The organism is Psychrobacter sp. DWR1-2-3, from assembly GCF_049896465.1.
In the GTDB taxonomy this organism is placed as follows: Bacteria; Pseudomonadota; Gammaproteobacteria; order Pseudomonadales; family Moraxellaceae; genus Psychrobacter; species Psychrobacter maritimus.
This window is the reverse complement of record NZ_JAFCUJ010000003.1, coordinates 25,367-49,739: the sequence shown is the minus strand read 5'-3', so window position 1 is coordinate 49,739 and position 24,373 is coordinate 25,367. Positions and strand designations below refer to the sequence as shown.

The window sequence follows — 24,373 nt, the reverse complement described above, 5'->3', positions numbered from 1 at the left end:
TTTATCAAATCACATAAACGGCAATTTGGTAAATATCTGCAAGATAGTGGCGTTAACGATATCGACAAAGAATGCACCAACCATCGGCACAATCAAAAATGCCTTATGTGATGGCAAGTAGCGATCGGTGACCGCTTGCATATTGGCAATCGCCGTCGGGGTTGCGCCCATACCAAAACCACAATGTCCCGCTGATAGTACGGCAGCATCATAATCTTTACCCATAACCTTAAAGGTAATAAAGTAAGCATAACCAATCATCAGTAGCGTCTGCACCAGTAAGATAATTAATACCGGTCCTGCGAGGTCAGTCAACTGCCAAAGTTTCAATGACAATAGCGCCATCGCTAAGAACAAGCTTAAAGAGGCGTTACCAATGACGTCGATAGCACGGTCAAACATATCAAAATTAAATACCATGGTTAAGGTATTACGTAGAATCACACCGCCAGCCAGCGCCCATACGAAGGTAGGTAGCTCAAACCACGTATCTTGCGCCAACAAAGTCATGATGTCAGCGAAAGCCAATGCCGCGGCAAATAGTGCCAAGGATTCAATGGTAGAGGAGGCGGTTATAAGACGAATGTTATCAGGCTTCTCAAACATCTCCTTATTACCATGTACTTCCTCTTCGTTATGCTTGGTGCTATAGAGTGATTGCTCGCCGGCAAGTCGTTCAACCTCACTCGGATTTGGATTAGCCGCCGCTGGTTTTAAACCAAGTTTTTTAATCAAATGACGGGCAACCGGACCGCCGATGACGCCACCTGCAACCAAACCATAAGTGGCGACCGCGATTCCAAGTGTCGTAGCACCAACCACACCATACTGCTCTTCTAGAGTAATGCCCCAAGCGCCTGCTGTACCGTGTCCACCTGTTAGGGCAATTGAACCTGTTACCAAGCCGAGGAGTGGGTCAAGTCCAAGCACACTTGCCATCGCCACGCCCACGACATCTTGTAAGATGATAAACACCGATACCACGATGGTGAAAATCAATAGTGGCGAGCCGCCTGCCTTTAGCCTACTAAAATCAGCGCTGAGTCCGATAGAGGCAAAAAACATCAGCATGGTTGCGGTTTGCAGCCCTTGCTGGAAGTTAAAGCTATAACCCCAAAAGATATTAAGAATGTAAACGATAATCGCTGCAACCAAACCACCGGCCACTGGTTCTGGAATATTAAAGTCTTCTAGAAATTTGATCCGTTTGACTAAAAAGCGTCCAAGCAAGAGCACTAAGGTGGCCAATATCAAGGTGTAGTAGCCGTTGAGGGTGATTTCCATAGGTTAATCCTTTCTATAAATATAAATTAACCTAAATTCGGGATAAAGCTGGTTTTATCTCGAATTTAGGTTCTGGTCATCTCGCTATTCACATGCATCATCTGACGCCGCAACAATCCATAATTGCGGTTTACCAAAATCTTTATAGGCGTCCTCAATGAGACGCTTAAAGACATTAAAGTCCTCAGTGTTAATTTTCTCTACCCCATTTAAGTAAAGTGTGAGGTGAGTGATATCACTATCGGTCAAACAGTCCCAAGCGCTGTCCCAATTATGGGCAAAATAGCTCGGAAAATTGGCTACTTTCGCTAAGCTATTTAGTAGTGTTTCTTTATCCAAGACATTGCCAATGGGAATGTTAAGCGCTTGCTCAGGAATGCTGTTAATGAGGGCAGAATCGCTTTGATTGATGTTATTTTGCTTGATACTGTTTTGGTCAACGCCGTTTTGATTAATGCTGTTTTGATTAATGCTGTTTTGATTAATGTTGTTTTTATTAATATAGTAAATAGCTTGGCTCATATCAGTTCACCTGCAATTGTCGGAAGCTATCATAATGGTCGACGGTCAAATAATAAATGGTCGGTGGATGACCGCCGGTGACAATGCGCCGTGCACCGCGATGGGAAACCCCCGGCGTAGGCACGGTATATTCGCGATAGTAGCCTTGCGACTGGGCGGGTAGCTTGCCTTCGCGATTATAAAAGGTTGTGCCATCTTTGTTAGGATAAGGAAAAGGACCGCCTTGCTTAATAAGTGCCAGTGTCTGGTCGATTTGCGCATCACCTGTGATAGCTTCGACACCTGAACTGCTGGTTTTAGAGGCCGTCTGCGATATAGAAGTTGCTGGCGTGCTATCTGTAAATAAACTGGATTTTAAATCCCCAAAAAAGTAAACCGCAACGGCAATAAGGGCGATGACACTCAATAGGGTAGAGAAGCCACTTTTGTTGTTTTGGCTACCACGAGTATTTTTATATCGATTGTTTTTCTGCTGCGCATTATCTAGGTTGCGATGCGCTGAATTTGATGTTGCATTCGATGCTGAATTTGATACTGATGTTTCTAAAATACTCAATTCATTAGAGGTGACTTCAGTTGCGCGTAATTGGTTTTTTTCATTACGCTGACTGTTAAAATAGACGTGTTGACCTTCGCTTACAGGTTGCGACAAGCGTACGGTGCTGATATGAAAGAAGACATCTTCACTTTGATTGTCTACCTCAATAAAGCCGTAGCCTTTATCAGCATTCCAGTGTTTAATCTTGCCACTTTGCATGGGCGCGCTATCCTATCGACGGTTTTTATTTAGCAAAATAATTTTTATGTGCCATATATAACATATTTATCAATAATAAAAAAACGCCAGCAATTAAGCTGACGTTTTTTATGGATTATACTTGAGGTAAGACGATAAATTGTAGTGAAGAAGTAATGCGCTAGGCGCGTGTTTCGCCGTGACCGTAAACGATCCATTTTTGCGAGGTTAAGCCTTCGAGTCCAACCGGTCCACGCGCATGGATTTTATCGGTTGAGATACCGATTTCCGCCCCAAGCCCGTATTCAAATCCATCGGCAAAACGGCTAGAGGCGTTAATCATAACGCTTGCCGAATCGACTTCACGGATAAAGCGTTGCGACTTGGTGTAATTGTCGGTAATGATAACGTCGGTATGCTGGCTGCCGTGGGTATTGATATGCTCAATCGCTTCATCGATACCCGATACCACCTTAACCGCTAAAATAGGTGCAAGATATTCGGTATCCCAGTCTGCGCTAGTCGCCGCTGACAGATGACCTTGAAGGGTAGCATTGTCATTTAAGATAGCCTGTGCTTTATCATCAAGGCGCAGTTGCATGGCATCATCAGCTTTTACGATAGCTTCAGCAATTTTTGGTAATAACTCATTGGCAACTGATTCATCGACCAACAGCGTCTCCATAGTATTACAAGTACCATAGCGATGGGTTTTGGCATTGACGCTGACCTTGATGGCAATGTCGGCATCGGCGTCGCTATCGATAAAGGTATGACAGTTACCATCTAGATGTTTAATGACAGGGACGCGGGCATCACGGCTGATACGCTCAATCAAACCCTTACCACCGCGTGGCACGATAACATCGACATATTCTGTCATGGTAATCAGCTCGCCAACCGCAGCGCGGTCAGTGGTTTCTAACACTTGCACGCTATGCTCAGATAAACCAACCTTGTTTAAACCTTTTAAAATACATTTGGCAATCGCTTGATTGGATTCAAAGGCTTCAGAGCCACCGCGTAAGATAATGGCGTTACCGGATTTTAGCGCAAGCGAAGCCGCTTCTAAGGTGACATTGGGACGCGACTCATAAATCATACCAACCACACCAAGTGGCACGCGCATTTTACCCAAATGAATACCTGATGGCTGATAGGTCATATCCGTGACTGCGCCAATAGGGTCGGGCAGCGCGGAGACGTCTTTTAAACCTTGCAACATACCATCAAAGCGCGCGTCGTTTAGCTCTAGGCGATCTAGTAGAGCGGCGTCTAAGTTGTTTTTTGCACCCTTATCCATATCGACTTTATTGGCCGCTAAAATATCGGCTTTGGCGCTTTTTAATTCGTCATAGATTGCCATCAAGGCGGAATTTTTATCGCCGGTATTGGCCGCCGCTAGCGCTCGTGACGCGGCACGTGCTTGCTGACCAACGCTTTGCATATAAGCGGTAACATCTGTGGTATTCGATTGACTCATAAATTAACTTCCTTATAGTTATCAATAGAGGGTTTGCAGATTAGTAATGATGAATCCTAAATAATGAATCCTAGATTTTATAACATGCTCATATATAGGTTGAGGCATAAAGAAAAGCAGCTAAAGCCGCCTAAAAGCAGTAAATCTGCTAATTATCATCACTAATCTACAAAAATATGTTTTTAGCACTTGTTTATTTTTTAGCGCCTGTCTGTTTTTTAGAAACTAATGGCTTTTTAGAAACTGATGGCTTTCTAGAAACTGATGGCTTTCTAGAAACTAAAGGCACTCTGCTATTTAACATAGAGGAGATGAGGACGATAGTAAAGTCGATTTTGTGAACAAAGACCGTTTATCAAGCACTGCAGAGTTTTCTTTAACCTTGTTTTTAGGGTTATTTACTAAATGTTTGAATGGATATTTTTACTCGTATTTAAATTTTATCCATTATAAATAGCATTTAGAAATAAAAAGATAAGCGGTTAAAAGTCAGGACGCTGTTACGTATTTTTAACAGAACTGCGCTGTAACTGCTAAGGTAGTACTGATAAATCGTGAGTATAGTGGGCGCTAATATGATAAATACTTATGATGGAGAATAAAATGGCGATTGAAAATAAAACCTATAAAAACTGGTTAACAGTTGGTTTGGTGGCAGCGGCATTAAGTATCAGTGCTTGCGGTAAAAAAGATGAAGCGCCGATGGACGTCGAACCAACAGCCGATGCTCAAACAGCGGTAGAAGATGAAGCGACTGGCGTTGCTACAGCAGGCAGCAATGATGATGTTGCGGTAGCTAGCGCAAATGACAGTGCTGCCAACACTAACGAAAGTATGGTAGTCGGCGAAAATGATGATGTGGCAGTCGCAACGGCCGATGAGGCAGAGGTACTCGACGGTACTGAAAGCGAAGAGCATGTTTCGACGTACTAATGCCGCAGATAAAACAGCGCTAACGGCGTTAAGATGATAAAATGAGGCCCATAACTGACTGTGCGTTATGGGCCTCATTTTATAAAGGGTATTGCTTCGTCAAAAGCTCATAGGTAAAAGCGACAAGGTTTGCCTTTTTATTGCATTATAGGCGACAATATCGCGCCTTTATTGAACCCATCATAACGTTATCGAAATAATGCGACTAACACAGCACTACTAAAATACTGCTCGCTTTAGCCTTTGTATTACTCATACTGATAAAGCAGCTATTAATAGAGTTACTTATTATAGAGCTGTTTGATAGCGCATTTTTTATTCATGTTTTCACTCATATTTATTGGAAGTCTGCTAAACCATGCTTGATACTGCAAAGAATCCGACTCGGCCTATCGCCTTAGATTTACAAGACGTCCATAAAAGCTATGGCTCATTAGACGTGCTAAAAGGGGTGTCACTCACCGCCTATGATGGCGACGTCATCTCTATTTTAGGCTCGTCTGGCTCCGGTAAGTCGACCTTGCTGCGCTGTATTAATCTGCTTGAAAAGCCCAATCAAGGTCGTATCATCATCGGTAACGATGAGCTGATGCTCAAACCTACTAAGTCGGGCGAATTGCAAGCGGCAGACATCAAGCAGCTAGAGAGCTTACGTGCGCGCGTGGGATTCGTCTTCCAGAACTTTAACTTGTGGCCGCACAAGACCATTTTGCAAAATATCATCGAAGGTCCAACGCAAGTCCTAAAAATCAAAAAAGCCCAAGCGATTAGTGATGCTGAAAAGCTGCTTGATAAAGTCGGTTTGCTTGATAAAAAAGATGCGTATCCCGCAAATTTATCGGGCGGTCAACGTCAGCGTGTGGCGATTGCGCGTGCGCTTGCGATGCAGCCGCAGGTGTTATTATTTGATGAACCAACCTCGGCACTCGACCCTGAACTGGTCAATGAAGTGCTCGCCGTCATGCGCGAGCTGGCCGAAGAAGGGCGTACGATGTTAATTGTCACCCATGAGATGCGCTTTGCCCGTGAAGTATCAAGCAAGGTGGTATTCCTCCATCAAGGTGTGATTGAAGAAATTGGTACGCCTGAGCAAGTCTTTGATAACCCGAAATCTGAGCGCGTTAAAGACTTTATGGCCTCGCATCGCAAAAACTAACAGGGCGTTTTCATTTGTTATAATTTTAGTCGTTTCAATTTTATTGACTTTAACTTTAACGGCTTTAATTTTAACTGCTTTGATTTTAACTGCTTTGATTTAGACGCTGCTTTAAGTTTTTAAATGTTTAAAGCGATTAAAACGCCAAAATTACTCATTGGTAATTTTCTTAGGGTGTTTATTACTCAATAATCACAGTCGGTATGCAAAACGTTTGTTTTTGATATTTGAGTCAGGTATTATCAAAAGGTTTACAGGCAGTTGCTCATAATGCCTGCCTGTGTCTTCTGTGCATTGAATTGCTTTTCTGGCAGGGACGTCAGAGAACAAAATATCAGAACCCTATATTAAAAAATCCATCAGAATTTAAGGAATGTATGATGTCGAATTCTCGCCTATTGTGGTCATCGATGACCGTTACCGCCGCGCTCATGCTAAGTGCTTGTAGTCAGCCTGCTAACGAAGCTACTGATACCAATGCTGATGCCCCTGCCGCAGAAACGGCTGGCAAGACCATTCGTATCGCCACCGAGGGCGCTTACCCTCCTTTTAACTATACCAATGCCGATGGCAGCTTGGCGGGTTTCGATATCGATGTTGCCAATGCGTTATGTGCGCAAATGCAAGCCAAATGTGAAATCGTTGCCCAAGATTGGGACGGTATTATTCCAGGTTTATTGGCGCAGAAATATGACGCCGTCATCGCTGGGATGTCTATCACCGCTGAGCGTCAAGAAAAGGTCGATTTCAGTGAGCCGTACTTTGCTAATACTATGGTTTGGCTCACCGATACCAAAGGTGGTTTTGACCCTAAAGCAATTAAGAGCTTGACCCTTGGTGGCCAACGCTCAACGACACCGGGCGCGTACTTACAAGACAATTATGAAGGCAAAGACGGTAATACCGTTAAGCTTTATGATAATTATGACAATGCCTATTTAGACCTAAAGTCCGGTCGTAGTGATGCCGTACTGGCTGAAAAAGTCTCTGCCAAATCATGGTTAGCGGACAACCCAGAAGGTTTCGGTATCGTGGGTGATGAGATTGATAACGACGATAATATTGCCATTGCTGTTCGTAAAGGTGATTCAATCAAAGACGACTTTAATAAAGCGCTGAGCGAAATCCGTAGTAACGGTGAGCTTGCTCGTCTTGAACAGGAAAACTTCGGTCAATAATTTGCTTGCTACGCTTTGAGAAAAGTCTTCAATCAATAGACTGTTTTGAGAAGCGTTGATTAACGAATGACTGACCCATTGCGGATTAACAAACGGCTGGTCAATATATTAAGGAATAAACCCTATGATTACTTCAATGACATCATCAATAAGCAAAAAAGCCTTGTGGCTTGCACCACTTAGTGCGGCGATGCTTATGCTTACGGCTTGTAATAACAGCTCAGCACCGACTGAAAGCACTGAGACAGATGCCGCTACTGATGCGCCTCTAAACATCAAAATCGCTACAGAATCAAGCTATAAGCCTTTTAGCTATACCGACGCTGATGGCAAATTAATCGGCTATGAGATTGAGCTGGTCGACGCTCTATGTGCGCAAATGAAAGCCGAGTGTGAAGTTATCTCGCAAGATTGGGATGGCTTAATTCCGGGGCTCAATGCACAGAAATTTGATGCAGCCATCGCTGGTATGTCAATCACGCCTGAGCGTAAAGAAGTCGTAGAATTCAGCGACCCATACTTTCATACTGGCATCATCCTAATCGGTAAAAAAGGCGATGATATTAGCGTAGAAGGTCTTAAAGGTCAGCCGATTGCCTCACAGCGCTCAACAGTTGCGTCACAGTATCTGCAAGAAAAACATGCTGACTCTGATATCAAACTTTATGATACCCAAGACAATGCTTACTTAGACCTAACCTCAGGTCGTGTCCGTGCCATGATGTCTGATAAAGTCACCGGTATTGATTGGCTAAAAACCGAAGCCGGTAAAGACTATGAAGTTAAAGGTCAAGAAATCAGCACCAGTGATGATGCGATGGGTATTGCCTTCCGTAAAGGTGATCCATTAGTTGCTAAATTTAATAAAGCACTGGCTGAACTAAAAGACAACGGCACTTATGACCAAATCACCGGTAGCTATTTTGGTACCAGCTCAACAGCGGCGGCACAAAAAGCAGTAGCAACTGAGGGTGTTAAAGAAGTGGTGGTGGTTGATGATGGTAATGTCGATGCCAATGCTGTGATTGCTAAAGAAGAACAAGCAGAAACGGCGACTAATTAATAGAGTTTTCTATAATATGCTATTAGATAAGCGCTGGTTTTAATAAAGCACGTTTTGACTAAAGCGTGCTTTATGCCATTTATAATATTTTGCCAAGTGATAATGCTAAGTCTAAGTAATAATACTAATTAATAATACCCAGTAACAACATCAAGGATGATTATGAGCAACCATCTTCTCTCAGCCAGCATATTTAGTACGTCTGCTACTTCTTCATCCACCAGTAAACCTTTCTTAAAGGCAAAGCCGATGCTAGCCCTAATGGCATTATTGGCGTTGGCGGGTTGCAGTAATGGTCAAAATGAGACTAACGAAACCGCTAGCTCAGAGGCAACGAAGACAACAGAAGCGACGGAAAACAACAGCGCTGCGGCAGATGACAATGTGCTGCGTATCGGTACCGAAGGCGCTTATGCACCCTTTAACTATACCAATGCTGATGGGACGCTTGGCGGCTTCGATGTTGAGATTGCCAATGCTATCTGCGACGATATGCAGATGACCTGTGAGATTATGGCGCAAGATTGGGACGGTATTATTCCTGGCCTTAAAGCTGGTAAATACGATGCCATCGTCGCGGCAATGTCGGTAACGCCTGAGCGCGCAAAGCAAGTTGCTTTTACCGATCCGTACTTTAGCAATGCGTTGGTATTTTTAGCCAAAAAAGACAGCAGCTTTGATCCAGCTAATAGTAGCGATATCAATGCGCATTCTATTGCTGCGCAGCGCTCGACTATCTCTTCACAGTGGTTAGAAAATACTTATCCAAAAGCCAATATGAAGCTTTATGATACCTTGAGTAATGCCTTTTTAGATTTGGGTTCCGGTCGTGTCGATGCCATGATATCTGACAAACTCCCAGCGTTAGAGTGGCTCGGTTCAGCATCAGGTAGTGATTATGTGCTAAAAGGCGATGAGATTGATATTAATGATAACTTTGCTATTGCCGTGCGTCCTAATGATGAAGCCCTGCAAGCAAAAATCAATCAATCATTGGCCAATATAAAGTCTAATGGTACTTATGATAAAATCAATCAAAAGTATTTTGCTGTACCAGTAAGTGCAACGCCAACACCAGCATCAACAGCAGCACCAACAACGGTAGATAGCGCCGCACAATAATGATTTGATACTATATGGTTCGATACTATTAGTATCTTGAATGAATGCTGTATTAATAAGCATAAAGACATTTAAGCGAAAGACATTGCCATGATGGCGATGTCTTTTTTGCTTTTTATAGCAAATCATTGCGTTTTAAGCGTGATTGACAGTCGGGTTTTATCAAATCTTACTGATTTATTTGATATTTATGCTGATAAGCACCTATTTAGACCGTGCTTTTACGCGTCAGTATTAACATAGCTGGCAGCGAATATGATAAAATCAGCGCTCATTTCTACTGTGTCAATTACCGCCGCAATAATCGTATTTATCTGACGTCACTCTATGACGCAAAAGGCCAAGGTCTATTTGATCTGGCAGACGATTATCAGCAGCGCTCAGCTATTGATGCTGATTCTTTTAACTCATATTTTGCAAATTGCTAATATAAAGAGACTGAGTGGATAATTGTGTTTGATTTACAAGGATTTGGCGCGCTATTACTAAGCGGCGCTACCGTCACCATAAAACTTGCCATGACCAGTCTGATCATCGGCATGTTCTTAGGCTTGCTCGGTGCCACAGCAAAGCTATCTAATATCTGGCTGCTGCGTAAGCTTGCGACGGTCTATACCGCCACGATGCGCGGGATTCCTGAGCTGCTATTGGTGCTGTTTATCTATTATGGTGGCTCTATCGTGCTGATGAGCATCCTCAAAAAGTTCGGCTATAATGACTATGTCGAGATTAGCGCTTTTTGGGGCGGGGTGATGGCATTGTCTATTGCTTTTGGTGCTTATGCGACTGAAATTTTTCGCATGTCGATTCAAGAGATTCCAATAGGGCAACGCGAAGCAGCGCAAGCGATTGGGATGCGTCCTTTTCAGACCTTTTATCGTATTACCTTGCCACAAGTATGGCAAATTGCGCTGCCGGGTTTGGGCAATTTGTTTTTGGTATTGCTTAAAGATACGGCCTTGGTCTCGGTTGTCGGTCTTAAAGACATCATGTATCAGTCCTCGCGTGCGGCGCAGTCGACACAGCAGCCGTTTACTTTTTATATGGCAGCGGCGATTATTTATTTGGGTCTGACCATGTTGATTACCGGCTTTATGATGTGGCTTGAATGGCGCGCCAATCCGGCGGCGCGTTATGCCAAAAAGCTCAGCCGTCAAACTAGCCCCCATCAAACCACTCAAAGTCAATCGACCATAGGGTAGAGGAGAGATACTATGGATTGGAATTGGCAGGTCATTTTTGACCATATCCCTGATTTACTCAACGGCGCGGTATTGACCGTACAGCTAGTCGTGTTCTCAGGTATTATCGGCTTGTTTTTTGGTTTGATTTTGGCGTTATTACGACTGTCTAAAAATTGGCTAGTGCAAGTCTTACCGTTTTTATATATCTTCTTTTTCCGTGGCACGCCGCTACTGGTACAGATATTCCTGATTTATTATGGTCTTGGGCAGTTTGAAGCGGTACGCAATTCGTTTTTATGGGAGCCGGTACTTAGCCAAGCTTACTGGTGTGCGATTATTGCCTTTACCCTCAATACCAGTGCCTATTTGGCAGAAATTATTCGCGGTGCTATCCAAAATATTCCTGTGGGCGAGCTTGAAGCCGCCGATGCGATTGGCATGTCAAAATGGCAGAAGCTGACGCGTATTACCTTACCGCGTGCCTTTGGTATTGTGATTCCAGCCTACAGTAATGAAGTTATCTTTATGCTAAAAGGTAGTGCATTGGCATCAACCATTGCTTTGATGGATATCACGGGCGTTGCTCGTACGATTAGTGCGCGGACTTATACCTTGATGGAATTGTTCTTTGCCGCCGGTGTGGTTTACCTGTTGCTGTCGTGGGTTATCTTATTTAGCTTTAGATTGTTTGAAAAGCGTATGAATCGTCACGCCAGCTACGTACCACCCGATGTGGTTACCAATACGATTCCTTAATAATAGTAAATATAAGATAAAAATCTACTCCTAAATGTTTATAAATTGCCGTGAGAATCTAATATGAGCCAATCACCACATATGTCTTTAGCCGATGCGATTGCTGCGGGCGTTAATGATAATAGTGCTAACGATGCCAATGAGCGTTTACGTGCGTCTATCGGTAAAGTGGTCTGCGTCGGTCGCAACTATGCGGCGCATGCTGAAGAATTGGGCAATGAAGTACCTAAAGCACCGATATTGTTTATGAAGCCTGCCTCTTCGGTGGTGTCTATCCGTCAAGGCGTTGTACGTCCAAATCCGGCGCTATATGGTGAAACGCATTACGAGGCTGAGCTGTGCGTGCAATTAGCCGCAGACTTATCATCGGCAACGATTGAAGAAGCCAAGCAAGCGATTGGTGGTGTGACATTGGGTTTAGATTTGACCTTGCGTGAGCTACAAGCCGAGCTAAAGGAAAAAGGTCATCCTTGGGAGCGAGCTAAATGCTTCGATGGTGCTTGCGTGCTTGGCGATTGGCTTGACCCGCAAGTATTTGGCGATTTCACAGATATTCATTATCAGCTGACTATTAATGATGCGCTCACGCAAGACGGTGATAGTGATTTGATGCTATTTCCTGTTTATGAGTTATTGGTAAATATCAGTCACGCTTTTAGCTTGCAAGCAGGTGATGTGATTATGACTGGCACGCCAAGCGGCGTTGGTGCCTTACAAGCAGGCGACCAATTGAGCTTAAAACTGGGCGCTCATGAATGGCAGGTAGAAGTGAAGTAAGCTATATCAGTTAGCGGTTAATGGTTAATTTATTAATGACCATGCTTTCAATGACAAAGCTCTAAATGACAAAGCTCTTAATGCCAAAACTGCTAATCACTATCAAAACTCCAAATACTATTTGGGGTTTTTTTATGTTAAAAACTGAGCATAATGATGATATATTTTGCTTAGTAACAACCTAAAAAATGCTAAATAAAACACGATAAATACCATCTATACTCATACTCTTGTAACCGCTATGACAATAAAGATACGGGATAGTTCAATCATTATCTTCTGTTTATGGCATTTACAAGCTAGTATGGCAAATCTCCTTAATTGCTCGATGTATCAAAACTATGCTTAAACCAAGACCCTTAGAAAGCATTCATGATTTATTTGCTACCACTCGGCGTCCCCCTGATGAATTGGATACTGACGAAGGTTTTCAAGGCGATGTCTATGAAGAGTTGGCGAAACTTGAATATATTTATGTCGATGAGCTAAGCGCAGAAACGGTCGATAACAGCTATAGCAAACCGCATCAGCCCATATCTTTGGTAGATTTCTTTGAAGGCTTGGCGCAGCTAGCTACGATGGGCGTGGTTGAAGTCACGGATATTGTAGAAGCTATCCACCGTGAGATTTTATTGCGTCCTTTAGGGCGCTTTAATAAAGGCAATCTTGAGCATTGGCAGCGCGGTATCACCGGTCGCATTTATGGCACGGTACGTCAGGCGATGCAAATGGTCGGCAATAATATCGCCACAGGGATGCGGCTTTATAACACGGTTTTAACGCCCAAAAAAATACAGCCGTTGCCGAAAAACTTACGCCGCGTGGTTAATATTTTAAACGGCGTCATGGGCGATCACCTTGTCACCCATCATAATCCATTGGCCGTATCGATGGTGCTATACGATAAATACAATCGCGTGCAAAGCGATGCACTGTCAGGGCGGGTGATTGTTTTATGTCACGGGCTTTGTATGAGTCACTTAAGCTGGCAAGTAGCTGACGAGGGCAATCTGGCGGAAACGCTGAGTAGCAAGCTGCCAAACACGACGGTTTTGTATTTGAACTATAATACCGGTCGACGTATCTCCAGTAACGGGCGTAGCTTTGCAAAAGTTTTGCAAGATTTGGTGGAGAATAATCCCGATATCACCCAGCTTGATTTAATCGGGCATAGCATGGGCGGTTTGCTGAGTCGTAGCGCGCTATTTTATGGTAAAGAACAAGGTTTTAGCTGGGTCGAACGCGTTGGCAATCTTATCACCTTAGGCTCGCCACATCATGGCGCAAGCTTGGAGCAGATTGGTCATTTTGTTCAAGATAAAATCGCTAAATTGCCTTTTGCAGGCTCATTAGCCAAGTTAGGCGACTTGCGTAGTGCAGGTATTATTGATTTGCGTTATGGCAGTATTCGCGATGCGGACTGGAAATCTGCCGAAGGGCGCAGTGTGCTGCCCGCAGAATTTCGCCACCCGACGCGCTTACCTTTGCATGTAAATACCTATCTGGTCGCGGCAGCTATGGTTGAGGTGCATTATAAATCTAAGACCACAAGCTTACTCGGTGATGGGCTGGTTTCGGTAGAATCGGCGCTTGGCGAGTATACCGAAGAGCATACGTTGAATGTGCCCGAGGGTCATAAGGCGATTTTTTATGGTGTCAATCATATGAATCTAATCTATAACGATAGGGTACATCAGCAAATCATTGCTTGGTTAGTAGCTAACTGCCAAGGCGATGCACATGAAGCGAAATATGCGCTTGAGGACCGTATTTACTCTTATCCAGAAATAGATGAAGTTGCGGATTAAGCATTTTTTAAATTATTAATATCACTTTCAATCAGCCTAGAGCCGTAAATGTGGAATAGTAAAAAACAAAAACCCTCAAGCATGACACTTGAGGGTTTTTTTGAATTAAACAAAATCAAATACGCACAATCAAATAAATAAAATTAAAGACTACTCAGCGAAAATCGCCGCCACATCGTCTTTATTAAATTTATAGACTTCACCGCAAAACCCGCAATCCATCTCAAAAGTTCCACCTTGCTCTTCAACGATATCTAAAACTTCAGTTTCGCCGATTTGCTCGATGGCCATTTCACACTTCTCGCGTGAGCAGGTGCAGCCAAACGATAAAGACACAGGGTCAGGGGCGACGACTTTTTCTTCATTATATAAGCGGTAAAGAATCTCGTTGGTATCAAGCGTGGTCAGCTCTTCTGCTTTCACTGTACGCGTGAGCACACTTAAGCGCGTCCATAAATCATCATCGATACCAGCGTCTTGGTTTTGCTCGACTTCATAAGTTTCTTCAGCCGTACGAGGCAGCATTTGCACCAAGATACCGCCCGCTTGCAAACCATCAGAGGCTAAGTTAATCAGCGTTGGAATCTGTGCCGATTGCTTTTGGTAATGCGCCAAGCAGTCCGCCAAATTATCATGGCTACGCTCAACGATACCTTGATACGGCTCGCCGCCATCAGGTTGGATATTGATAAACAATACGCCTTGACCAGCAGCACCCAATTCCGCAAACGCTTCTTTGGCATGCAGCATATTTTCCCATGCTTGCACTTGCTCGTCAGTATCACCCTTCCAGCTGGCAAGGGCACGGATGATACCGTCTTGGTCGCATTCAGCCATTGCCCAATTCAGTAAGCTGTCGCTGTCTGATGACTGCAACTGAATCGATAAACGACCATTTATTTTAACGGTACTGATTAGCAAACTTGCTGCCGTTAGCATTTCGCCCAATAAGCGCTTAATCGCTTCAGGGTAAGGCTTTTGCGCAATCGTCGTCGCATAACTGCGTGATAGGCGCACCACATCGCCGCGCACCGGTGAATCTTCGATAAAAAAGCGTTGGCGTACGTCGTTATCATGGTGCTGAACAACCGCTTGGCTTTCAGTATTTGGGGCTTGAGTATCTTGTGTCATAGGTCATAGGTAGTATTAAGAAGTTGTTAGCTTTATGGGGATTGATCATGATTTATCAATCACAGCGCTTAGATTGCTTGCTGATTTTAAGTTATTTATTAAAAATAAAGGCTCGTATTCAGCGCTTAAATAGCCTGTAGTATTTTCTACGCTTGTGGTGGTTTTGTTGGCTATCTATTAAGATAGATAAGCTTAAGTATTTTGCAAGTCGCCCTTATTAAAAAAAGTTTACCCCCACCGCTCAAATTGTTGTACAGTAACATTAAGTTGCATAGTGATAAATAACAGCAACAGCATGGATGCATGGCGGAAAAGTTATTTAATGACCAACATAAAGTCGAGCAATGGCTTACACAACGCCAAAGTCCCCTCTTAATTTTGTGATAATGTGATAAAAGGATGTATCTCATGACCTACTTAATCTCTAAACCTTTAACTCTGGCTGCCTTTGTGGCACTTGGTTTGGCGGGCTGTAATAATAGCAATCAAACCAATACTGAAGCGCCGCCAGCAGATGGGGCGACCACGACAGAAGCGGCAGCAAATGCCAACGGCACGCTACAAAAAATCAAAGATTCAGGCACTATCGTGGTCGGTCACCGTGATTCTTCTATTCCGTTCTCTTATATCGCTGATGACCCAAATCAGCCGATTGGCTATGCCCATGATTTAGAGATGAAAGTGGTCGAAGCGGTTAAAGAAAAGCTAAATATGCCTGATCTAAAAATTCGTTATAACCTGATCACCTCGCAAACTCGTATTCCTTTGGTACAAAACGGCACGGTCGACTTTGAGTGTGGCTCAACGACCAATAACGAAGAGCGCCAAAAACAAGTGGCCTTCTCAAACGGTTTCTTTGAAATTGGCACGCGTTTATTGACCAAAAAAGACTCAGGTATCCAAGATTTTGAAGACCTAAAAGGTAAAACCTTGGTCACTACCGCCGGTACGACTTCAGAGCGTTACATCCGTCAGTACAACGATGATAAGAAAATGAATACCAATATCATCTCAGCAAAAGACCATGGCGAAGGCTTCTTGATGTTAGAGAATGGTCGCGCTGATGCCTTTATGATGGATGATGTGTTGCTTGCGGGCGAAAAAGCCAAAGCCAAAAATCCTGATGACTGGGTTATCGTTGGTACGCCGCAATCATTTGAGATTTATGGCTGTATGATGCGTAAAGACGACCCTGAATTTAAAGCGGTGGTCGATGAAGCGCTTGCCAATGTCTTTAGCTCAGGCGAGATTAATAGCATTTATGACAAATGGTTCTTAAACCCAATCCCACCAAAAAATGTCAATCTAAACTTTGAGATGTCAGATAATCTAAAAGCCTTGATTGCCAATCCACATGATAGCGCTCAGCCAAAAGTCGCGACAGCACAGTAATTATTGTCCCTCAACATAGCTTGCTTACGCGCTCAGATTGATAGCAATGTCAATCGGGCGCGTCGGCTTTTCAATCGCTGCTTGGAGAGACAATCATGAATTATAGCTGGAACTGGGGTGTGCTCTTTGAGCAGACCGGTATCGGTAACGAGCTTTATATCCATTGGATGATTACAGGTCTAGGCTGGCTGTTATTGATTGGCAGTATTGCTTGGGCCATAGCCATGGTCGTTGGTACTATTTTTGGCATCATGCGCACCTTGCCGAATAAGGCTGCCCGTAGCATCGGCACCGCCTATGTGACGTTTTTTCGTAATATTCCACTTCTCGTACAATTATTCTTTTGGTTTTATATTGCCCCCGGTTGGCTGACGCCCGCGATACAGGACTGGTGGTATAAAGACTTATCTCCCAATACCTCAGCCATGCTGTCAGCAAGTATAGGTCTAGGTTTATTTACCGCGGCGCGTATCGTCGAACAAGTGCGTACTGGCATCGAATCGCTTCCTGAAGGGCAAGTCAATGCGGCTTATGCGCTTGGCTTTACGATTCCGCAGGCTTATAAAGAAGTGCTATTACCGCAAGCGTTTCGAATTATCCTGCCACCGCTGAGCTCGGAGCTGACCAACTGTTTTAAAAATGCCTCAGTAGCATCCCTCGTTGGGGTAATGGAGCTGATTAGCCAAACCAAAACCATCAGTGAATATACCCAAAACAGCCTCGAGATTTATACTTATGCGACCATTATTTATCTGGTCTTTAATCTATCCTTGATTGCTATTATGGGCTTAATAGAACGTAAATTACGTGTGCCCGGGCTGATTGCAGGAGGTCAAAAATGAATATGATGACCGAACTTGCTACCGCTTATCCCGGTTTGATGGGCGGGATGCTGACCACTTTAAAGGTATTGTTTCTCGCTATCTTAGGTGGCATCAGCTTAGGAACGGTTCTAGCCTTAATGCGCTTATCGGGTATCAAAGCGCTAGAAATTCCTGCCAAACTATACGTTAATTATTTTCGCTCAGTACCGTTACTATTGGTGCTGCTATGGTTTTATTTTGCCGTACCGATGATTTATTTTTGGATAGCGGGTAAATATCTGCAACTCGATACCGCGTTTACCTCGTGTGTCGTCGCCTTTATGATGTTTGAAGCAGCGTACTTCTCAGAGGTGGTGCGGGCTGGTATTCAATCGATTGGTAGCGGGCAGGTTAATGCGGGAAAAGCCCTTGGTATGACTTATGGGCAAACGATGCGTTTGGTTATCTTGCCGCAAGCCTTTCGTAAAATGCTACCGCTGATTTTGCAGCAATGTATTATTTTATTCCAAGATACGACGTTGGTATTTGCCATTGGTCTGACCGATTTCTTCCGCGCCGCTTATGTCCGTGGTGAGCTGATGGGGCTATTAACGCCTTATATTTTGGGTGCAGGGGCTATTTATTTTATCATTAGCTTAAGTGCCTCTATCGGCGTGCAGCAACTGCAAAAACGCCTCAGATTTTAAGGTGAATTTAACGCAGTATTTTAAGATTAAGATTAAGACTTTAATTTAATAAATATTATCGAAAGTAATGTGGTTAGGAGCCAGTGATGAATGAGCCAGTGGTAAATAATGCTGATACGTATATGAATAAATTTGGCGGACTGGTCACCGATAATGGGCATGCGAGTGATGAGATAGTCATTGAGATGTCTAATGTCAGTAAATGGTATGGCGACTTTCAGGTGCTGACTGACTGTAGCGCTCATGTGCATAAAGGTGATGTGGTGGTGGTCTGTGGCCCATCGGGTAGTGGTAAATCGACCTTGATAAAAACCGTTAATGGACTCGAGCCGTTTCAAAAAGGCAATATCATGGTCAACGGTATCTCGGTTGGCGCATCAAAGACCAATTTACCCAAACTGCGCAGCAGTGTCGGGATGGTATTCCAGCATTTTGAATTGTTTCCACATCTGACCATTATTGATAACCTGATGGTGGCACAAATCAAGGTATTGGGTCGTAAAGAAGACGAAGCTAAGAAAAAAGCCATGGCGTATCTCGACCGCGTGGGGCTGACGGTACAAGCGGCAAAATATCCGGCTGAGCTGTCCGGTGGTCAGCAGCAGCGTGTGGCGATTGCCCGTGCTTTGGCGATGGATCCAGTAGCCATGCTGTTTGACGAGCCAACCTCCGCGCTTGACCCAGAGATGATTCAAGAAGTGCTTGACGTGATGGTTGAGCTGACCCGTGATGGTATGACCATGATGTGCGTGACCCATGAAATGGGCTTTGCCAGTCAGGTTGCCAATCGGATTATCTTTATGGATGAAGGGCATATTGTTGAAAACTGTAGTAAAGATGAGTTTTTTGAAGGCGCAAAAAGTGACCGCGCGCAAATGTTCTTATCTAAAATTCTCAATCATTAAAGGTATTATTAAAAATATCATTCAGATTTATATCATCCAAAGCGTCTATTTATAGGCGCTTTTTTATGCCTGTAGCATATCTTATATTGATATATTCGATGATGATGTTGATGCAAATGACTACATTAGCGGCTACCTAGCTACATACTGGAATAGGTGAGTGAATGGCTGTTTACTGATACAATAACGGTCAATATGTTAAAAATTAAAATAATTCATAATATTGGAGCTAATATGAGTGTAGAAAATCCAACAGTAGCGGCAAGCAACGCATCTAAAGGTATTGTGATTATTGGTGCAGGCTTGGCAGGATGGCACGTGATTGATGCTATTCGTGCAAAGGATAAAGACATTCCAATTACCTTAATCACCTCTGATAATGGCGATCGTTATCATAAACCTATGCTAACGATGGCAATCAGCCAACAGAAAAGCGCCGCCGATTTGGTGCGGGCAACGGGTAGCGAGGCTGCAGAGGCGGCGAATATTACCTTACTTGCCAATACGCAAGTGACGGATATTGACGCTACTGCTCAAACCATACAGCTTATCTCGGCGCTGCGCTCAGACCCTGTTTATACCAATTACGCCAGTATCAGCTATGAGAAATTGGTACTGGCGATGGGTGCGCATCCTATCTTTCCATCGAGCTTACCGGAGGATTTGGTTTGGCATGTCAACCATATCGAGCGCTTTGGTCAGCTACAAGAGAAGCTCGCAGCTGGCAGTCAGCATGTTGCCATCGTTGGTGCTGGTATGGTTGGAACGGAAATTGCCGAAGATTTATTAAAAGCCGGTCATAAGGTTACCTTGATTGATTTAAATGACGCGCCGCTATCGCAAATGCTGCCACCACAAGCGACTGCTCGTATTGCCAAAGCAGTGCAGTCGCAGGGCATTAATTTTTTAGGCGGTTATCAAGTATCTAATGTCATGCGTAGTAATGACGGTAAATTGCAAGTCAGCTATGAGCCGGTCGCAGCAGCAACCGACAATGATACAGCTCAGACTCTTAAACCACTAATCGTTGACCATGTGATTGCCAGTACGGGCTTGACCGTTGATGATAAATTGCCAACCGCTGCTGGGGTTGAGTTCAATCGCCGCACCGGTATCGTAGTCGATGCGCCAACGCTGCGTACCAATACTGATAATATCTATGCGATTGGTGACTGTATGTCTATCAATGGCGTTGCCTGCCGTTATGTCGCGCCACTGCGCGCGCAGGCGGCAACGATTGCTGATGATATCTTAGGTCACGAACACGGCGGCTATGAGCATAAGCCGCCGATGATTCGCTTAAAAAACAAAGCGATATCGGTGATGGTAACTGGCGTACCGCAAGCTGTTGGTAATTGGCAAGTAATCACTGAAACTGAGGATGAGCTTATTATGGAATTGCTTGATGAGAATAATGCAGTCAGCGCGACGGTGACGATTAAAGCGCCGCCAATGGTTAAAGCCTAATCGTTAGCGGGCTAAATATTATCTAAATCTAGAATTTGTTGTCTAATTCTAATAATAGGTTCAAAGATTAACTCTCATCAAAAAACCAGTTATGCAGCAAATGCATAACTGGCTTTTTTGGGTCAAATATTTGTCATGCTTTTATGCTATCTTTTACTGAGTAATTATTTTTAGTAACTAATTAAATGATACATATTGTATTACTATTATTGACAGCCTTCGATTTAAGGCGGTATAGTAGCTAACGCTCGTCAAGACCTGTTCAAGGAACAATGAATGGGTGACAGGCGACTCATTAGCACCATAAAAAGTAAAACGAAAGGACTCGTTATGACTCAAGTTTCTGACTTCGATACCATTCTAAATAATATCCCCAGCATCAATATGGGCGCGCGCTCAGCAAATGCGCCACTTACCCAAAGCTATGATAAAGGTCCTGATGTGCCGCTGATTGAAGCGACCATTGGTGATTTTTTTGATGCTATCGTCTCCAAATATCCTGAGCGCGAAGCACTGGTCGTGCGCCATCAAAATATCCGCTGGACATATCGTGAGCTACAACAGCATGTCAATCAGTTGGCTAGTAGCATGATTGAGATGGGACTCGAGATTGGTGATCGCATCGGTATCTGGTCGCACAACAATGCTGAATGGCTTTTAATGCAACTAGCAACCGCGAAAGTTGGCGTTATCCTCGTCAATATCAATCCTGCCTATCGTACCTTTGAGCTGCAATATGCGTTAAATAAACTCGGCTGCTCAGCACTCGTGCTCATGCGCCATTTCAAAAGCAGTGATTATGCCAGTCTAATCCGTGAGCTGTGTCCTGAAATTTATCATAAAGATTATACTCAGCTTGATTTGGTCGAGATTCCAACCATTGAGCGCATCATTTGGATTGATGAGCCAGACTCTGATGAAGAGTTTGGTTTTATGCAGAAGTTCTCTGCTTGGATGGCGGAAGGCGATGCCAACGATCCACGGGTTGCTGAGCGTCAAGCGCAGCTTAAAAACACCGATGCTATTAACGTCCAATTTACCAGTGGCACGACAGGGACGCCAAAAGGCGCAACCTTAAGCCATCGCAATATCTTAAATAACGGCTACTTTATCGGTGAGGCCATGAATCTCACCGAGGAAGACAGACTGTGTATTCCAGTACCGCTATACCATTGCTTCGGTATGGTGCTCGGCAACTTAGCGATTCTGACGCATGGCGGCTGTATCGTCTATCCGAATGATGGTTTTGAGCCATTGTCAGTCCTGCAAGCAGTCGAAGAAGAGAAATGTACTGGTCTGCATGGCGTACCGACGATGTTTATTGCCGAGCTCGACCATCCTGAATTTGAAAATTTTGATTTATCGACTTTGCGTACTGGCATTATGGCCGGCTCTAGCTGTCCGATTGAAGTCATGCGCCGTGTCATTGATAAGATGCATATGAGTGAGGTCACCATTGCTTATGGCATGACCGAGACCAGTCCCGTTTCCTGCCAGACCAATGAGCATACGCCACTTGAGAAGCAAGTATCGACCGTTGGTTTGGTACAACCTGCGCTTGAAGTTAAAGTCGTCGATACCGAAACGGGCGAGATTGTACCCTTAGGGGAAACTGGCGAGCTACTGACCCGTGGTTATTCAGTGATGAAAGGCTATTGGGGCAGCCGCTTTAAAACCCGCGAAGCCATTCAAGATGGTTGGATGCATACCGGTGATTTGGCCACTATGGACGAAGATGGCTATGTCAAAATCGTTGGTCGTAGTAAAGACATGGTCATTCGTGGCGGTGAAAATATTTATCCAGTTGAGATTGAAAACTATTTATATCGCCATCCAAAAATTCGTGATGTGCAAATCGTTGGCATCCCAGATGAGCGTTATGGTGAAGTACTGGCTGCATGGATTATTCCTAAAGAGCCAGATTGTCTGACTGAAGAAGAAGTGCGCCAGTTCTGTAGCGAGCATATCGCTCATTATAAAGTGCCGACCTATTATCGCTTCGTGACCGAATACCCGATGACCATCACTGGCAAAATTCAAAAATATAAAATTATCGAAAAAATGAAAGAAGAGCTAGGCTTATAGTAAGCTTGCTTGTCAGGTATGAAATAACCAGACCTGAAAATCACGGATTAATCATGTGAGTAACGCTTAAAATAAACAACAGTTAAAATAACTCGCATAACATAAAAAGCTACTCGCATTTACGTATAAAAGAAAAGGGATATCATGAGCGCTATCATAACCAGTAAACTGAGTCCAAACGCTGCTGAATTTCAGCAAAACAGTGCCGCCATGCAAGCGGTAGTCGATGACCTATATGTGCACTTGCGTAAAGTCGTCCAAGGCGGTTCAGAGCGTGCGCGAGCTAAGCATCTAGCACGTGGCAAGCTACTGCCTCGCGAGCGTGTCGAGCGTTTGCTTGATGTCGGTACGCCATTTTTAGAAGTGGCTCCGATGGCGGCGCACGATATGTATGGCGAAGATATTCCTGCTGCTGGCGTGATTGCGGGTATCGGCCGTATTAACGGCACTGAGTGTATGATTGTCTGTAATGATGCCACGGTAAAAGGCGGCACTTACTACCCAATGACGGTCAAAAAACACCTACGTGCGCAAGAAATTGCGCAAGAAAACAACTTGCCTTGTGTATATTTGGTGGATTCAGGCGGCGCTAACTTACCCAACCAAGATGACGTGTTTCCTGATAAAGAGCACTTCGGGCGCATCTTTTTTAATCAAGCCAACATGAGTGCTGCAGGCATTCCACAGATTGCTGTGGTTATGGGTAGCTGTACTGCGGGCGGTGCATACGTACCAGCGATGAGTGACGAGTCTATTATTGTTAAAGACCAAGGCACCATCTTCTTGGGTGGTCCGCCATTGGTAAAGGCAGCAACGGGCGAAGAGGTCACCGCTGAAGACTTGGGCGGTGGCGATGTGCATACGCGTCTGTCAGGGGTGGTCGATCACTTAGCGCAAAACGATACTCATGCATTATCGATTGCGCGTAATATCGTCAGTCATCTCAATCGTCCTGCTAAGAAAATTCCGAATCAAATCAAACCACGTCCACCACGCTATGATGCCAAAGAGTTATACGGCGTTATTCCAACGGATAAGCGTAAGCCATTTGATATCAAAGAAATCATCGCTCGTATCGTCGATGACAGTGCTTTCGATGAGTTTAAAGCGCGCTTTGGTACGACGCTGGTTTGTGGGTTTGCGCATATTGAAGGTATGCCAGTTGGCATCATCGCTAACAACGGCATCTTGTTTAGTGAGTCGGCGCAAAAAGGCACGCATTTCATTGAGCTGTGCTGTAAACGTAAAATCCCATTGATATTCCTGCAAAACATAACCGGCTTTATGGTTGGGCGAAAATACGAAAACGAAGGGATTGCCCGTCATGGCGCTAAAATGGTCATGGCAGTAGCCAACGCGAAAGTGCCGAAATTTACCGTCATCGTCGGTGGCTCATTCGGTGCCGGTAACTACGGCATGTGCGGCCGTGCTTATAGCCCACGTTTCTTATGGATGTGGCCAAATGCGCGTATCTCTGTCATGGGCGGTGAGCAAGCAGCCTCAGTACTGGCGACCGTCAAGCGTGATAATTTCGACCGTAAAGGCGAGGAATGGAGTAGCGAGGACGAAGCAGCATTTAAAGCCCCAATTCTCGATATGTATGAAAAGCAAGGTCATCCATATTATGCAACGGCACGTCTCTGGGATGATGGGGTTATTGATCCTGCCGATACGCGTAACGTGTTGGCATTGGCACTTAGTGTGGCTCACAATGCACCGATTGAAGAAACAAGTTTTGGTGTCTTTAGAATGTAGATTAGTATTATATTTTCGATGAGAGAATGCTTTAGTTTAAAATGAAAGCTGTGTTACTAAGGTCAGTACGTGACTGGTAAAAAATTTTCTTGCGTGCTGTGCCTATGCCGCTCGATGCTACGAAAA

Annotated in this window: 21 protein-coding genes; 16 read left to right on the top strand and 5 right to left on the bottom strand. The window is 44.2% G+C overall.

The annotated features are described in order from the left end of the window. Nucleotides 1-9: 9 nt before the first annotated feature. The 4 genes from gltS to ACP7AA_RS06550 form a co-directional block, all read right to left on the bottom strand. Entirely contained in the window at nt 10-1,284 is a 1,275-nt protein-coding gene (gene gltS, locus ACP7AA_RS06565) for a sodium/glutamate symporter (protein WP_426223015.1), read from the bottom strand. A gap of 84 nt (nt 1,285-1,368) precedes the next feature. Further along, entirely contained in the window at nt 1,369-1,806 is a 438-nt protein-coding gene (locus ACP7AA_RS06560; protein WP_426223014.1) for a barstar family protein, read from the bottom strand. A 1-nt stretch (nt 1,807) separates the two neighbouring features. After that, nucleotides 1,808-2,563, bottom strand: a complete 756-nt coding sequence (locus tag ACP7AA_RS06555; RefSeq protein ID WP_426223013.1) for a ribonuclease domain-containing protein — start codon at nt 2,561-2,563, stop codon at nt 1,808-1,810. 160 nt (nt 2,564-2,723) lie between these two features. Further along, nucleotides 2,724-4,025, bottom strand: coding sequence for a glutamate-5-semialdehyde dehydrogenase (locus ACP7AA_RS06550; RefSeq protein ID WP_201629700.1), 1,302 nt, complete (start codon nt 4,023-4,025; stop codon nt 2,724-2,726). A gap of 588 nt (nt 4,026-4,613) precedes the next feature. On the opposite strand from ACP7AA_RS06550, the gene ACP7AA_RS06545 reads away from it, so the two are divergent. From ACP7AA_RS06545 to ACP7AA_RS06505, 9 genes are all read left to right on the top strand, one after another. Next, a complete protein-coding gene (locus ACP7AA_RS06545) occupies nt 4,614-4,958 on the top strand; it encodes a hypothetical protein (protein ID WP_227670488.1) in 345 nt (114 codons plus the stop codon). Between the two features lie 358 nt (nt 4,959-5,316). Then, a complete protein-coding gene (locus ACP7AA_RS06540; protein WP_426223012.1) occupies nt 5,317-6,114 on the top strand; it encodes an ABC transporter ATP-binding protein in 798 nt (265 codons plus the stop codon). A 377-nt stretch (nt 6,115-6,491) separates the two neighbouring features. Then, nucleotides 6,492-7,292, top strand: coding sequence for a transporter substrate-binding domain-containing protein (locus ACP7AA_RS06535; RefSeq protein WP_201619827.1), 801 nt, complete (start codon nt 6,492-6,494; stop codon nt 7,290-7,292). A gap of 124 nt (nt 7,293-7,416) precedes the next feature. Next, nucleotides 7,417-8,355, top strand: coding sequence for a transporter substrate-binding domain-containing protein (locus ACP7AA_RS06530; protein ID WP_426223011.1), 939 nt, complete (start codon nt 7,417-7,419; stop codon nt 8,353-8,355). A 162-nt stretch (nt 8,356-8,517) separates the two neighbouring features. Continuing rightward, nucleotides 8,518-9,477 carry an ABC transporter substrate-binding protein gene (locus ACP7AA_RS06525; protein ID WP_426223010.1) on the top strand — a complete coding sequence of 320 codons (960 nt, stop codon included), beginning with the start codon at nt 8,518-8,520 and terminating at the stop codon, nt 9,475-9,477. A 452-nt stretch (nt 9,478-9,929) separates the two neighbouring features. Then, a complete protein-coding gene (locus ACP7AA_RS06520; RefSeq protein ID WP_201562301.1) occupies nt 9,930-10,679 on the top strand; it encodes an ABC transporter permease in 750 nt (249 codons plus the stop codon). A 12-nt stretch (nt 10,680-10,691) separates the two neighbouring features. Beyond that, a complete protein-coding gene (locus ACP7AA_RS06515) occupies nt 10,692-11,417 on the top strand; it encodes an ABC transporter permease (RefSeq protein WP_149490594.1) in 726 nt (241 codons plus the stop codon). 63 nt (nt 11,418-11,480) lie between these two features. After that, a complete protein-coding gene (locus tag ACP7AA_RS06510) occupies nt 11,481-12,194 on the top strand; it encodes a fumarylacetoacetate hydrolase family protein (protein WP_426223009.1) in 714 nt (237 codons plus the stop codon). Between the two features lie 341 nt (nt 12,195-12,535). Continuing rightward, nucleotides 12,536-14,002, top strand: a complete 1,467-nt coding sequence (locus ACP7AA_RS06505) for an alpha/beta fold hydrolase (protein ID WP_426223008.1) — start codon at nt 12,536-12,538, stop codon at nt 14,000-14,002. 150 nt (nt 14,003-14,152) lie between these two features. On the opposite strand, the gene ACP7AA_RS06500 is transcribed toward ACP7AA_RS06505, so the two are convergent. Continuing rightward, a complete protein-coding gene (locus ACP7AA_RS06500) occupies nt 14,153-15,133 on the bottom strand; it encodes an Hsp33 family molecular chaperone HslO (protein WP_201624731.1) in 981 nt (326 codons plus the stop codon). Between the two features lie 408 nt (nt 15,134-15,541). Here ACP7AA_RS06500 and ACP7AA_RS06495 point away from each other — a divergent pair, with 408 nt between their 5' ends. The 7 genes from ACP7AA_RS06495 (at nt 15,542) to ACP7AA_RS06465 (ending at nt 24,247) form a co-directional block, all read left to right on the top strand. Further along, complete coding sequence (locus ACP7AA_RS06495) at nt 15,542-16,525, top strand: glutamate/aspartate ABC transporter substrate-binding protein (RefSeq protein WP_426223007.1); 984 nt, start codon at nt 15,542-15,544, stop codon at nt 16,523-16,525. Nucleotides 16,526-16,620: 95 nt separating this feature from the next. Next, nucleotides 16,621-17,367, top strand: coding sequence for an amino acid ABC transporter permease (locus tag ACP7AA_RS06490; protein ID WP_183619867.1), 747 nt, complete (start codon nt 16,621-16,623; stop codon nt 17,365-17,367). Continuing rightward, complete coding sequence (locus ACP7AA_RS06485) at nt 17,364-18,035, top strand: ABC transporter permease subunit (RefSeq protein ID WP_426223006.1); 672 nt, start codon at nt 17,364-17,366, stop codon at nt 18,033-18,035. Before ACP7AA_RS06490 ends, ACP7AA_RS06485 begins: the two co-directional genes overlap by 4 nt. A 122-nt stretch (nt 18,036-18,157) precedes the next feature. After that, nucleotides 18,158-18,940, top strand: coding sequence for an amino acid ABC transporter ATP-binding protein (locus ACP7AA_RS06480; RefSeq protein WP_201562444.1), 783 nt, complete (start codon nt 18,158-18,160; stop codon nt 18,938-18,940). A 234-nt stretch (nt 18,941-19,174) separates the two neighbouring features. Then, entirely contained in the window at nt 19,175-20,407 is a 1,233-nt protein-coding gene (locus tag ACP7AA_RS06475; RefSeq protein WP_426223005.1) for an FAD-dependent oxidoreductase, read from the top strand. Between the two features lie 330 nt (nt 20,408-20,737). Next, nucleotides 20,738-22,492 (top strand): AMP-binding protein, encoded by a 1,755-nt coding sequence (locus tag ACP7AA_RS06470; protein ID WP_426223004.1) that lies wholly within the window; start codon nt 20,738-20,740, stop codon nt 22,490-22,492. Between the two features lie 144 nt (nt 22,493-22,636). Next, nucleotides 22,637-24,247, top strand: a complete 1,611-nt coding sequence (locus ACP7AA_RS06465; protein WP_426223003.1) for a carboxyl transferase domain-containing protein — start codon at nt 22,637-22,639, stop codon at nt 24,245-24,247. Nucleotides 24,248-24,373 lie beyond the last annotated feature (126 nt).